We start from the raw sequence: 12,886 nt of genomic DNA on the forward strand, positions 1-12,886 counted from the left end.
GCCCGGGTACCGAATGCAGACGGGGCGCCATGGGCGCCCCGTCTGGAAGTGGCTGGTCCGCGGCCGATTACTTGCCGTTGGCGGCGTCGATCAGCGGGTTGCCGGTCTTGCCCACGGCATTGGTCTTGGACTTGGCCGACAGCACGCCGGTCTTGCCGAACTCGAACACGGTGGCTTCCTGGATGTTCTTGCCGAACGACTTGATCTTGACGAAGTCGTAGTACCAGACCTGCGTGTCGCCGAGTTGTTCGCGGCGGCTGGGGGCACCGAAGGCGCCACGCACATCATCCTGGGTGGTTTTGCCCACTTCGGCGGCATCCAGTTGCTGCTGGGTGATCTCGGTGCCGGTGGTGTAGGCGCCAAACGGGTTGGCATGCGCCGACGGGGCAGCCAGGGCAAGCGGGGCAGCAATCAGCAGGGCAAAGGCGAGGGTGGTGGCGCGCATCGTGGGATGTCCTTGTCTATCGATGGGTGTGCGGGTCGCCAGGGCGACGGCAAGCGTCCGGGTCCGGCGGCAGCGGTTGCTGCCCGTTCAGTCTAGCCTGCCTGCGCTTCCGGGGACGCCTGGAAGGCAGGCGCCGCCTTGGATTTGCCCCTGAGCGCCAAAGTACGTACAATTCATACATACTTTTTGAGGCGTACCCCATGGAAGCCACCGTCGCAGAACGCGGACAGATCACACTGCCCAAGGCCGTGCGTGACGCCTTGGGGCTGACCAAGGGCACCCAGCTTACCGTCGAGCTGGAAGGCGGCCGCATCATCCTGCGCAAAAGCGTGGACGATGCGATCTCACGCGCCCGCGGCAAATTCGCGCTGGACGGCTTCGAGTCGTCCGAGGCTGCGGTGAAGGCCGTCCGTGACGAAGACTGAGCCTGCGATGATCGCCGTCGATTCGCCGGTGCTGATCGAACTGCTCAGCAACGGCCCTCAGGCCGATGCCGTGGAAGCCTGCCTGCGCCAGAACCTGGTCGGCGGCCGCGTGGTGGTCTGCGGGGCGACCCTGGCCGAACTGTGCGCATCGCTGCGCGGCGGTGCCGAAGTGCTGGAGGCGCTGGAGGAAATGGGCGTCCATTTCAACGCACTGGAAGCCAAATCCGCCCTGCGTGCGGGCGAGATGCAGCGCCGCCACCGGCAGCGCGGCGAAGGCCGCCGCAGCCTGGACGACTTCATGGTGGGCTCGCACGCACTGCTGCAATGCGACGGCCTGATCACCTGGAACGACAAATTTTACCGCGACTACTTCAAGGGCCTGAAGCTGATCGTGCCGCACGCCTGAGCCCATACTTTTAAACCGCATTCTTTCAAAGAATCACCCGGGAGTTGTCATGTTGGAAGCCTACCGCCACCACGTAGCCGAGCGCGCCGCGCTTGGCATCCCGCCGCTGCCGCTGAGCGCCCAGCAGACGGCCGACGTCATCGAACTGCTGAAGAACCCGCCCGCCGGCGAGGCCGAGTTCCTGCTGGAACTGCTGACCCACCGCGTGCCGGCCGGCGTCGATGACGCTGCCAAGGTCAAAGCCTCGTACCTGGCCGCGATCGCCCTGGGCAGCGAAACCAATCCGCTGATCAGCCGCGAGCGCGCCACCGAACTGCTGGGCACCATGCTCGGCGGTTACAACGTCGCCCCGCTGGTCCAGCTGCTGGACGATGCCAGCGTCGGCGCGATCGCCGCCGATGCGCTGAAGAACACCCTGCTGGTGTTCGACGCCTTCCACGATGTGCAGGAAAAGGCCAAGGCCGGCAATGCGAACGCCCAGGGCGTGCTGCAGAGCTGGGCCGATGCGGAATGGTTCACCAGCCGTCCGCAGGTGCCGGAAAGCCTGACCATCACCGTGCTCAAGGTGACCGGCGAAACCAACACCGACGACCTGTCGCCGGCCCCGGACGCCACCACCCGCCCGGACATCCCGCTGCACGCCCTGGCGATGCTGAAGAACAAGCGCGATGGCATCGAGCCGGAAGAAGACGGCAAGCGCGGCCCGGTGAAGTTCATCGAATCGCTGAAGGACAAGGGCCACCTGGTTGCCTATGTGGGCGACGTGGTCGGTACCGGTTCCAGCCGCAAGTCGGCCACCAACTCGGTGCTGTGGTTCACCGGCGAAGATATTCCCTTCATCCCGAACAAGCGCTTCGGCGGCGTGTGCCTGGGCTCGAAGATCGCGCCGATCTTCTACAACACGATGGAAGACGCCGGCGCCCTGCCGATCGAACTCGACGTGTCGCAGATGAACATGGGCGATGTGATCGAGCTGCGCCCGTACGACGGCAAGGCCCTGAAGGACGGCGCCGTCATCGCCGAGTTCAAGGTCAAGTCCGATGTGCTGTTCGACGAAGTGCGCGCCGGTGGCCGCATTCCGCTGATCATCGGCCGCGGCCTGACCGCCAAGGCGCGTGAGGCGCTGGGCCTGGCCCCGACCGATCTGTTCCGCCTGCCGATGGACCCGCCGGATACCGGCAAGGGCTTCTCGCTGGCGCAGAAGATGGTCGGCCGCGCCTGTGGCCTGCCGGAAGGCCAGGGCATGCGCCCGGGTACCTACTGCGAACCGAAGATGACCTCGGTGGGCTCGCAGGACACCACCGGTCCGATGACCCGTGACGAGTTGAAGGATCTGGCCTGCCTGGGCTTCTCGGCCGACCTGGTGATGCAGTCGTTCTGCCACACCGCGGCGTACCCGAAGCCGGTGGACGTCAAGACCCACCACACCCTGCCGGAGTTCATCTCCACCCGTGGCGGCATCTCGCTGCGCCCGGGCGACGGCGTGATCCACAGCTGGCTCAACCGCATGCTGCTGCCCGACACCGTCGGCACCGGCGGCGACTCGCACACCCGTTTCCCGGTGGGCATTTCGTTCCCGGCCGGTTCGGGCCTGGTGGCCTTCGCCGCCGCCACCGGCGTGATGCCGCTGGACATGCCGGAGTCGGTGCTGGTCCGCTTCAAGGGCAAGATGCAGCCGGGCGTGACCCTGCGTGACCTGGTCAACGCGATCCCGCTGTACGCGATCAAGTCCGGTCTGCTGACCGTGGCCAAGGCCGGCAAGAAGAACATCTTCTCCGGCCGCATCCTGGAAATCGAAGGTCTGCCGGAGCTGAAGGTCGAGCAGGCGTTCGAACTGTCCGATGCCTCGGCCGAACGTTCGGCCGCCGGTTGCTCGGTGCACCTGAACAAGGAGCCGATCATCGAGTACCTCACCAGCAACATCACGCTGCTGAAGTGGATGATCGCCGAGGGTTACCAGGACGCCCGTTCGCTGGCACGCCGCATCGAGAAGATGGAAGCCTGGCTGGCCAACCCGGAGCTGCTGGCCCCGGATGCCGATGCCGAATACGCCGCCGTCATCGAGATCGACCTGGCCGACATCCACGAGCCGATCGTGGCGTGCCCGAACGATCCGGACGACGTCAAGACGCTGTCCGACGTCGCCGGTGCGGCCATCGACGAAGTGTTCATCGGTTCCTGCATGACCAACATCGGTCACTTCCGTGCAGCCGCCAAGCTGCTGGAAGGCAAGCGCGACATCCCGACCAAGCTGTGGGTGGCCCCGCCGACCAAGATGGATGCCTCGGAGCTGACCAAGGAAGGCCATTACGGCACCTTCGGCACCGCCGGCGCACGCATGGAAATGCCGGGCTGCTCGCTGTGCATGGGCAACCAGGCGCAGGTGCGTGAGGGCGCGACGGTCTTCTCGACCTCGACCCGCAACTTCCCGAACCGTCTGGGCCGCAACTCCAACGTGTACCTGGGTTCGGCCGAACTGGCCGCGATCTGCTCGCGCCTGGGTCGCATTCCGACCAAGGAAGAGTACATGGCCGACATCGGCGTGCTGGATGCCAGCAGCAAGGACATCTACCGCTACATGAACTTCGACCAGATCGAGGACTACCAGGAAGTGGCCGGTACGGTTGCTTCCTGATCCGGCGCCGGGCGCTGCCCGGCGACCGGTAGCCATCGACCGTTGGTCGGTGGGCTGAAATGCGAAAACCCCCGGCGCAGGCCGGGGGTTTTTTTGTGTGCGGACGTCGCGCGTTCGCGGTGGGCAGCGGGTAGTGCCGGCCGCTGGCCGGCAACGCGATCACGCCGAGTGCAACAGGCTGTGTGTTCGCGGATGCCGGGATGCCGGGATGCCGGCCAGCGGCCGGCACTACCTAACCCCGCGCCAACGCCATCAACCGCTCGGCAATCCTCTCCAGCGGCACCATTTCCTCCGCCGCGCCGAGCTTGAATGCTGCACCCGGCATGCCCCAGACCACGCTGGTCGCTTCGTCCTGCACTAGGGTCGGGGCGCCGGCGTTGCGCAGATCGAGCAGGCCGCGGGCACCGTCGTCGCCCATCCCGGTCAGGATGGCGCCGATGGCGTTCGCCCCGGCGCTTTCGGCCACCGAACGGAACAGCACGTCCACTGCCGGCTTGTGCCGGTTGACCGCCGGGCCGTCGTCGACCCGACAGCGCCAGCGGGCGCCGTCGCGGATGATCCGGAGATGTTTGCCGCCCGGCGGCAGGTACGCGTGGCCGGGCAACACCGCTTCACCATCGCTGGCCTCGCGCACCGACATCGCCGAATGGCGGTCCAGGCGCTCGGCGAACGGGGTGCTGAAGGTGGCGGGCAGGTGCTGGGTCAACACGACGGCCGGGGCGTCGGCCGGCATGCCTTCGAGCACCACGCGCAGGGCCTCCGTGCCGCCGGCGGAGGCGCCGATGGCGATCAGGCGGTCGGTGGTGCGGAACTGGATACTGCGCGGGGGCGCCTTCGGTGCCACCGCATCCAGGGTGATGCGCGGCGTGGGGGGACGCGCGAGCGTACGTACCCTCGAGCGGGCTGCCATCTTGACCTTGCCGATGATTTCTTCGGCGTAGACCTGCAGGCCACGGGCGACGTCGAACTTCGGCTTGGAGACGAAGTCCACCGCGCCCAGCGCCAGCGCCTGCAGGGTGGTATCGGCGCCGCGCTCGGTCAGCGAGGAGATCATCACCACCGGCAGCGGATGCAGGCGCATCAGGTTTTCCAGGAAGGCCAGCCCGTCCATGCGCGGCATTTCCACGTCCAGCGTGATCACGTCCGGGGCAAGGCGCTTGATCTTCTCGCGCGCCAGCAGCGGATCGGCGGCAGTGCCGACCACTTCGATGCCGGGATCGCTGGCGAGGATCTCGCTGAGCATCTGACGCACGACCGCGGAGTCGTCGACGATCAGGACTTTGCAGGGCACACCGTGGGTCATTCGAACAGCTCCACGCCACCGGTGACCGGGGCCTTGGACAGGCGGGCACGCACGGCAGATTCGGTCGCGGCCACTTCGGCTTCATGGGCATGCGGCAGGCGCTGCACGACCACGCGGCCGGTATCGGCGAAGAACCACACCTTGCGCGGATGGATGCCGCAGAGGTCCTCGGCGATGATCGGGATGTGCTCGGCCTGCAGGTACTGACGCACGAACTCGGCATTGCGGGTGCCGACCGGGTTGCTGGTGAAGCCCTTGAGTACGTTGGCGCCGCCGAACACCTTGGCTTCCAGGCGCTTGCGGTGGGCGCCGCGCTTGAGCAGGTCGTTGATCAGCAGTTCCATCGCGTAGCTGCCGTAGCGCGCAGGCGCGCCATCGCCGACGTTGCCTTCCGGCAGCAGGAAGTGGTTCATGCCGCCGATCTTGAGCACCGGATCGCGCAGGCAGGCGGCCACGCAGGAGCCCAGCGTGGTGGTCAGCGCGGTGTTGTCGTCCACCGCCAGGTACTGGGTCGGCAGCAGCTTGGCGGCGGTGACCTGGAAGCGGCTGTCGAAATAGCGCATCACTTCGTCGTTGCGGATCGGCAGACTCATACCGGCGCTCCGGGCGCACGTTTGTACAGGGTCCGGCCGCAGGGCTGGATCAGGTCGGCGGCGTGCAGGTAGTTCTCCGAATGGCCGGTATAGAGCAGGCCGTCATCGCCCATGTGCTGGATCAGCCGCGACAGGATGCCGCGCTGGGTCGGTTTGTCGAAATAGATCATCACGTTGCGGCAGAACAGGGCATCGAACGGGCCGCCGACGTCGTAACGGCTGGCAAGCAGGTTGAGCGGGCGGTAGTCGATGAGGTCGCGCAGTGCGGGATTGACCCGGCAGTGGCCTTCATTCGGGCCGGTGCCGCGCTGGAAGTAGCGCTTGCGGATGGCGGGATCCAGCCCGGACACGCGGTCGATGGCGTACACACCACGACTGGCGGTGGCCAGCACCTGGGTGTCGACATCGGTCGCCAGGATGCGCACCGGCGGTTTGAGCGTGCCGAAGGTCTCGCAGGCGGTGATCGCCATCGAGTAGGGTTCCTCGCCGGTCGAGGCCGCGCACGACCACAGCTGCAGGGTGCCGTGGCCGGCGCGCAGACGCAGTTCGTCGGCCAGCTTCTCGAAGTGGTGGGGCTCGCGGAAGAACGCGGTGAGGTTGGTGGTCAGGGCGTTGGTGAACGCCTGCCATTCGTCGCCGCCATGGGACTCGAGCTGGTCCAGGTAGTCGCTGAAGCTGCGCATGCCAAGCGCACGCAGCCGGCGCGACAGTCGGCCGTAGACCATGTCGCGCTTGGCCGGCGCCAGCGAGATGCCGACGCGCTGGTAGATCAGCTCGCAGACGCGGCGGAAATCACGATCGGCGAACTCGAATTCGCGAGCATTCGGTGTAGCGGCGTTGGCTGGGGGCGTGGACACGGGCGGACTCGCAGGGAAAGGGGGTGCGGCGATCACGGATCGCCGCGGGAACTCAGAACTCTTGCCAGTTGCCGTCGTCGGCCGGCGTGCTGCGCGGTGTGCGCACCGGGGCGGCGGCACGCAGGGCAGGGGATGCCGGCGGTGCAGGGCGGCTGGCCGGGCGTACCGGCCCCATCGCGGCGACCGCGCGCGCGGTGACCGCGCTGACGGCCTGGGCGACCTGGTTGTCGAGGCGGAAGATCGCTACGGCGTCGGCCAGCTGGGTGGCCTGTTCCTCCATCGCGCGCGCGGCGGCGGTGGCTTCTTCCACCAGCGCAGCGTTCTGCTGGGTCGTCTCGTCCATCTGCACCACGGTCTGGTTGACCTGGTCGATGCCGGCGGACTGCTCCTGCGAGGCCGCGGAGATCTCGGCCATGATGTCGGTCACGCGCTGCACCGAGGCGACGATCTCGCCCATGGTGGCGCCGGCCTGGTTGACCAGCTGCGAGCCCTCGGCGACCTTGCCGACCGAGTCATCGATCAGCCCCTTGATCTCCTTGGCTGCACCGGCCGAGCGCTGGGCCAGCGTGCGCACTTCGGAGGCCACGACCGCGAAGCCGCGACCCTGCTCACCGGCGCGTGCGGCTTCCACCGCAGCGTTCAATGCCAGGATGTTGGTCTGGAACGCGATGCCGTCGATGACCGAGATGATCTCGGCGATCTTCTTCGAGGAGGTCTGGATCGCGGCCATGGTGGTGACCACTTCGCCGACCACGTTGCCGCCCTGCGAGGCGACGGAGTGCGCGCCGATCGCGAGCTGGTTGGCCTGGCGTGCGTGCTCGGCGTTCTGGCGCACGGTGGAGGTCAGTTCCTCCATCGAGGCGGCGGTTTCTTCCAGGTTGGCGGCCTGCTGCTCGGTACGGCGCGACAGGTCGCTGTTGCCGGTGGCGATTTCGCCGGCGGCCAGGTTGATGCTGCCGGCGGCTTCCTGGATCTGGCCGACGATCTGGGTCAGCTGGGCCACGGTGGCATTGGCATCGTCACGCATGGTGGCGAACACGCCCTGGAAGTCGCCCTGCATGCGCGCGGTCAGATCGCCCTCGGCGATGGCCGACAGCAACTGCGAGAGCTTGCCCAGGTTCTCGTCGCTGATCTGCATCATCGCGTTGAGGTGGCCGATCATCCGGCGGAAATCGTGGTCGAAGCGGGTCGTGTCGCCGCGCTGGCTGAAATCGCCGGCGGCGGCGGCCGAGGCCAGGCGCTGGATTTCGCCGTTGATGCTGCCCAGGTTCTGCTTGACCGCATCGACCGTGCGGGTGATCTCGGCCTTCTCGCCCGGGTAGCGCGCGATGTCCGCGCCGAGGTCGCCCTGGGCATAGCGCTGCACCACGGCCAGCACATCGTCCATGGTCTGCACGTGCGCGCCGACCAGGGCATTGGTTTCATGCACCATCAGGCCGTACTCGCCGGGGAAGGCGGTCTCGTCCATTCGGTAGCCGGTACTGCCCGCGTCATGGCGGCTGGCCATCTCGCGCTGGCCACTGATCACGGCGTGCAGCTGTTCCTGCATGCGGGCCATGCTTTCCAGCAGGCGGCCGGGCTCATCGTGGGCCTGCTCACCAATGCGGCTGTCCAGCTTGCCGCGGGCGATGCTCTCGGCCACGTGGGTGGCCTGGCGCAGCGGCAGGGTGATGCGGTTGCCGATCAGCCAGCTCAGCGCCAGCACGATGAGGACCACGCCGCCGCCGGTGGCTGCCATGATCGCCGTGAACACCAGCGCCTGCTGCTGCACGTCGTCCATGTAGACGCCGCTGCTGATCACCCAGTTCCACGGCGCATACATCCCGGCATAGGCGACTTTCTCGACCACCTTGTCGGTACCCGGCTTGGCCCACTGGTAGGAGACGAAGCCGCCGCCGAGGCGGGCCATGCCGATCTGGTCGTAGTACACGCGCACCCCGTCATCGGTGCGGAAATCCTTCATGTCCTGCCCGATCAACTCCTTGCGGAACGGATGCATGAGCATGCGGTAGTTCGTGTCGTACACGTTGAAGTAGTAGGTGTCGCCGTCGGCACGCATGCTCTCCAGCGCCATCAGCGCAGCCTGCTTGGCCGCGTCCTCGGTCAGTTCACCGCTGTCCGCCAGCCGGTGGTAGTGCTCCAGGATGCCGTAGGTGAGTTCGACCTGGGTCTTCAGGCTGTCCTTGCGGGTGTCGGTCAAATCCAGGTACTGCATGCGCGCGGCGACCACCGACAGGGCGATGACGCCCAAGGCGATCAGCAGGGTCAGCAGGTTGAGCTTGCGCCTGACGGACAGGTTGGAGAAGGACTGGTTCCAGCGGCTGAGTAGATTCATGGGCAGGGGTCTTTGATCGACAAACATGTCGCGGCAATGCTGTTATCGGCCGCAGGTCGCCACGATTGAGCCCGGGCGGCTGAGCGTATTCAGGTTTTGGTGGGCCCAAACAGAAAGGCCCCGATGCAAGCGCATCGGGGCCTTTGAACGAAACGCCCGGCAGGGCTTAGAACTCCTGCCAGTCGCCGTCGGCCAGTTCGGTGGCCACCGGGCGCGAAGCCGGGCGACGCACGGCAGCCTGCGCCAGCGGCGCGCGCGCGGCGCGCGGCGGGGCGGCCACGACCGGAGCGGGTGCGGGCTCATGCTCGTCCAGCTTGAAGATCGACACGGCATCGGTCAGCTGGCCGGCCTGTTCTTCCATCGCACGGGCGGCGGCGGTGGCTTCTTCCACCAGCGCAGCGTTCTGCTGGGTGGTTTCATCCATCTGCACGACGGTCTGGTTGACCTGCTCGATACCGGCCGACTGTTCCTGCGAGGCGGCGGAAATCTCGGCCATGATGTCGGTCACGCGCTGCACCGAGGCAACGATCTCGCCCATGGTGGCGCCGGCCTTCTGCACCAGTGCCGAGCCGTCGTTGACCTTGCCGACGGAGTCGTCGATCAGGCCCTTGATTTCCTTGGCTGCACCGGCCGAGCGCTGGGCCAGGGTACGCACTTCGGAGGCGACGACCGCGAAGCCGCGACCCTGCTCGCCGGCACGTGCCGCTTCAACCGCGGCATTCAGCGCCAGGATGTTGGTCTGGAACGCGATGCCGTCGATCACCGAGATGATCTCGGCGATCTTCTTCGACGAGGTCTGGATCGCGCTCATGGTCGTGACCACCTGGCCGACCACGTCACCGCCCTGCGAGGCGACGGTGTGTGCGCCGATCGCGAGCTGGTTGGCCTGGCGGGCATGCTCGGCGTTCTGGCGCACGGTGGAGGTCAGTTCCTCCATCGAGGCGGCGGTTTCTTCCAGGTTGGCAGCCTGCTGCTCGGTACGGCGCGACAGGTCGCTGTTGCCGGTGGCGATCTCGCTGGCGGCCGAGTTGATCTGCTGGCTGGAGTGCTTGATCCGGGTGACGATGCCGCTGAGCTGCTCGGCGGTGGCGTTGGCGTCGTCGCGCATCCGGGCGAACACGCCCTGGAAGTCGCCGTGCATGCGCACCGTCAGGTCGCCCTGCGACAGTGCGGCAAGCAGGTTGGAGACCTGTTCGATGCTGGCCGAGTTGGCGTCCAGCAGGCCGTTGAGCTGCTGGGCCAGCTGCAGGAAGAAGCCGTCCTTCCCTTCGCTGTCGATGCGGCCGGACAGATCGCCAGCGGCGGCCTGGGCGATCACGCGGGCCACTTCGGCTTCCACCAGTGCTTCGGGGGTGCGGTCGCGCCATTCGATGACGTGGCCGACGGTCTCACCCTGCTCGTTGGCGATCGAAGAAACGACCTGCGCGAACTGCGCTTCGCCGAACTGCATCGGGCGACGGCTGACGCCGTGCTGCTGCAGCTGGGCGAGGGTCTTGGCATCCATCTCGCTGCCGTGTTCGAGCGTGGCGGCCGACTTGCCGATCAGCGAGGCGGCGGCATCGAAGTCCGGCAGGTCCTTGCGGATGTCGGCTTCGTACTGGCTCAGGGTCTGCTGCAGCGCGCGGTTGCTGTAGACGATCGTGTGCTGGGCATCGGTCAGGTAGACGCCGGTCGAGCTGTAGTCCAGCGCGGTCCGGATGCGCAGGTTCTCGCGGGCGATGGCCTGGTCGGTTTCGGTGCGTTCGCGCAGGTCGCGCTGCATGCGCTGCATGGCCTGCAGCAGGTCGCCGACTTCATCCTTGCGGCTGACGTCGATGTGGCCATCCAGCTTGCCGCTGGCGACATCATTGGCGACCGATACGGCGCCGCGCATGCTGCCCACCAGCGAGCGGGCGAACAGGTACACCAGCACCAGGCCCAGGGCGGCGCCGCCGAGCAGGGTAATGACGGTCAGCGTGGCCGAGGCGGCATAGGTGGATTCGGCTTCTTCGCGCGAGGCGCGCGAGAGGCGGTTGTCTTCGGCGATCAGCGCCTCGAGGGCGGAGGATGCCTTGAGATGCTTGGCACGGGTTTCACCGACGAAGGTATCCACGGCGTCGTCGGGCAGGTCCAGCTCGAGCATTTCGGTGACGGCGTCGTAGGACGCCAGCGAGTCGGTCCAATCCTTGGCGAAGGTGTCGAACAGCTTCTTCTGCTGGGGATTGTCGATCAGCGCGGGGTACTTCTTGATCGAGGCGTCGATCTGGGTGCGCAGCTGCGCGGCGCGGGACTTGGCTTCGGCCTTCACGTCATCGCTGGCGCGGATGAGGCTCTGGTAGGCGGAGTTGCGGTACTCGCCGACCATGCCACGCAGTTCGCCGGCCAGGCGGATGCTGTCCATCCGGGGCCCGGAGAGTTCGGTGGTGACGTTGTTGAGTGAGTGCAGGCCACGATAGGCCACGATGCCCTGCAGCAGCATTACCAGCAGGAGGACGCCGAAAGTCAGCATCAACTTGGGCATCAGTTTGAGGTTGTTGATCCACGGCATGGCAGGTGCGGTCTCCAGTGGCAAACGCGTCCGGCCGTCGGGGCCGGTTGCAGCGACCACGCCGGCCAACGCCGGCGTGGCAGGGCGTACGGGGATTACTTGATGTTGGCGAGCTTGAGGCCGGCCGGCGAGCTGACTTCGATTTCAGCGCGCGAGGCATCGCGGGCGATCTTGCCGATCACGCAGACGGTCTTGCCTTCCAGCGACTCCAGCGGGAAGCTGAACTTGTCGCGGTTGGCGCCGGCGATCCGGGCCGAGAAGGTGTGGCGCGGGAACGCGCCGCCCATGTACAGGAAGGTCGGCTGACCTTCGGAGCCTTCGGCGTAGCGGGCCTTCTCGACCTTGCCGCAGACCATGCCGTCCTTGCCGACCGAGCGCGGGGCCATTTCCGGCGGAATCATTTCACCGGACTGGGCGAATGCGGTGGAAGCGGAGGCGGCGATCACGGCGACCGAGAACAGGGCAAGCAGGGACTTCATCGGGAACATTCTCCGGGGATAAGGGCAGTTGGCCCGGCCATGGGCGATCCAGTGCAGCCGGGTTCTGAAACCAGCTATCGGCCGGACCGGGCGGAACTGAAGCGTGTTTTTTCTTCAGTGGCTGTCACGGTATGTACCGGGCGCAGTCCGCTGTTTGTTCTGTGACGGATGTCTCAGGCTGCGACGTCGTCGATGACCGGGGCCTGGCCCATGTCGGCGCTGTCGAGGAGGGTTTCGATATCGAGCAGGATGAGCATGCGATCGTCCTGGGTGCCGATGCCGGAGATGAAGCGGGTATCGACGGCGGCGCCGAATTCAGGCGTCGGGCGGATCTGGTCGGCGGCCAGCGGGATGACGTCGGAGACGCTGTCGACGACGATGCCGACGACGCGGTCTTCGACGTTGAGGACGATCATGACGGTGAAGGCGTCATAGGTGGCATTTTCCAGGCGCAGTTTGAGGCGCAGGTCGATGACGGGGACGATGGTGCCGCGCAGGTTGATGACGCCCTTGATGTAGTCGGGGGCATCGGGGACGCGGGTGACGGAGTCGTAGCCGCGGATTTCCTGGACTTTGAGGATGTCCACGCCGTAGTGCTCGGCGCCGAGGGTGAAGCTGAGGTATTCGCCGCCGTCGCTGGTGGCGTTGCTGTTCTTGTCGTTCATCGAGGGGTCCTGGATCGGGCGTGGCGGTCGAATAACCGGGGGTCACGCTGGATATCGGCCTGGCCGGGGGCGACTTTAGGGGTGCTGGACTCTGGAGATTCGGCGTTGCGTTCAACTGCAGGTGCAGGAGCAACGGCGTGGTGCTGCATTCGGCGGCTGGGCTGGTGTGGGTGGGTTGGCGGGACACGCCGTGAATCCGTCCATGGAGGCTCATGT

At 66.6% G+C, this 12,886-nt stretch carries 11 protein-coding genes; 3 read left to right on the forward strand and 8 right to left on the reverse strand.

Going from position 1 to position 12,886, the window contains the following annotated elements:
* Nucleotides 1–67: 67 nt before the first annotated feature.
* Nucleotides 68–445 (reverse strand): outer membrane protein assembly factor BamE, encoded by a 378-nt coding sequence (gene bamE, locus AB9O74_RS14255; protein ID WP_346462216.1) that lies wholly within the window; start codon nucleotides 443–445, stop codon nucleotides 68–70.
* 200 nt (nucleotides 446–645) lie between these two features.
* Between bamE and AB9O74_RS14260 the strand changes: the two genes are divergently transcribed.
* The 3 genes from AB9O74_RS14260 to acnB are packed head-to-tail and all read left to right on the forward strand — an operon-like array spanning nucleotide 646 to nucleotide 3,911.
* Nucleotides 646–870: an AbrB/MazE/SpoVT family DNA-binding domain-containing protein gene (locus AB9O74_RS14260; protein WP_123729167.1), complete on the forward strand. Its 225-nt coding sequence runs from the start codon at nucleotides 646–648 to the stop codon at nucleotides 868–870.
* A gap of 7 nt (nucleotides 871–877) precedes the next feature.
* The gene (locus AB9O74_RS14265; protein WP_123729168.1) at nucleotides 878–1,276 is read left to right on the forward strand and encodes a type II toxin-antitoxin system VapC family toxin; all 399 of its coding nucleotides are present in this window, start codon (nucleotides 878–880) and stop codon (nucleotides 1,274–1,276) included.
* A gap of 49 nt (nucleotides 1,277–1,325) precedes the next feature.
* Nucleotides 1,326–3,911 (forward strand): bifunctional aconitate hydratase 2/2-methylisocitrate dehydratase, encoded by a 2,586-nt coding sequence (gene acnB / locus AB9O74_RS14270; RefSeq protein WP_369349696.1) that lies wholly within the window; start codon nucleotides 1,326–1,328, stop codon nucleotides 3,909–3,911.
* A 232-nt stretch (nucleotides 3,912–4,143) separates the two neighbouring features.
* Here the strand turns inward: acnB and AB9O74_RS14275 are convergent, their stop codons facing one another.
* From AB9O74_RS14275 to AB9O74_RS14305, 7 genes are all read right to left on the reverse strand, one after another.
* The gene (locus AB9O74_RS14275; RefSeq protein ID WP_176989058.1) at nucleotides 4,144–5,214 is read right to left on the reverse strand and encodes a chemotaxis response regulator protein-glutamate methylesterase; all 1,071 of its coding nucleotides are present in this window, start codon (nucleotides 5,212–5,214) and stop codon (nucleotides 4,144–4,146) included.
* Complete coding sequence (gene cheD, locus AB9O74_RS14280; protein WP_121036713.1) at nucleotides 5,211–5,807, reverse strand: chemoreceptor glutamine deamidase CheD; 597 nt, start codon at nucleotides 5,805–5,807, stop codon at nucleotides 5,211–5,213. The genes AB9O74_RS14275 and cheD overlap by 4 nt, the downstream gene beginning before the upstream one ends.
* A complete protein-coding gene (locus tag AB9O74_RS14285) occupies nucleotides 5,804–6,664 on the reverse strand; it encodes a CheR family methyltransferase (RefSeq protein WP_369349697.1) in 861 nt (286 codons plus the stop codon). Before AB9O74_RS14285 ends, cheD begins: the two co-directional genes overlap by 4 nt.
* Before the next feature lie 52 nt (nucleotides 6,665–6,716).
* Nucleotides 6,717–8,999, reverse strand: coding sequence for a methyl-accepting chemotaxis protein (locus AB9O74_RS14290; protein WP_369349698.1), 2,283 nt, complete (start codon nucleotides 8,997–8,999; stop codon nucleotides 6,717–6,719).
* A gap of 166 nt (nucleotides 9,000–9,165) precedes the next feature.
* Nucleotides 9,166–11,526: a methyl-accepting chemotaxis protein gene (locus AB9O74_RS14295; protein ID WP_369349699.1), complete on the reverse strand. Its 2,361-nt coding sequence runs from the start codon at nucleotides 11,524–11,526 to the stop codon at nucleotides 9,166–9,168.
* 95 nt (nucleotides 11,527–11,621) lie between these two features.
* Entirely contained in the window at nucleotides 11,622–12,005 is a 384-nt protein-coding gene (locus AB9O74_RS14300; RefSeq protein WP_176989054.1) for a hypothetical protein, read from the reverse strand.
* Nucleotides 12,006–12,178: 173 nt separating this feature from the next.
* Nucleotides 12,179–12,670, reverse strand: coding sequence for a chemotaxis protein CheW (locus AB9O74_RS14305; protein ID WP_176989053.1), 492 nt, complete (start codon nucleotides 12,668–12,670; stop codon nucleotides 12,179–12,181).
* Between the last annotated feature and the right edge of the window lie 216 nt (nucleotides 12,671–12,886).

The organism is Stenotrophomonas sp. JAG2, from assembly GCF_041080745.1.
In the GTDB taxonomy this organism is placed as follows: Bacteria; Pseudomonadota; Gammaproteobacteria; order Xanthomonadales; family Xanthomonadaceae; genus Stenotrophomonas; species Stenotrophomonas maltophilia_AA.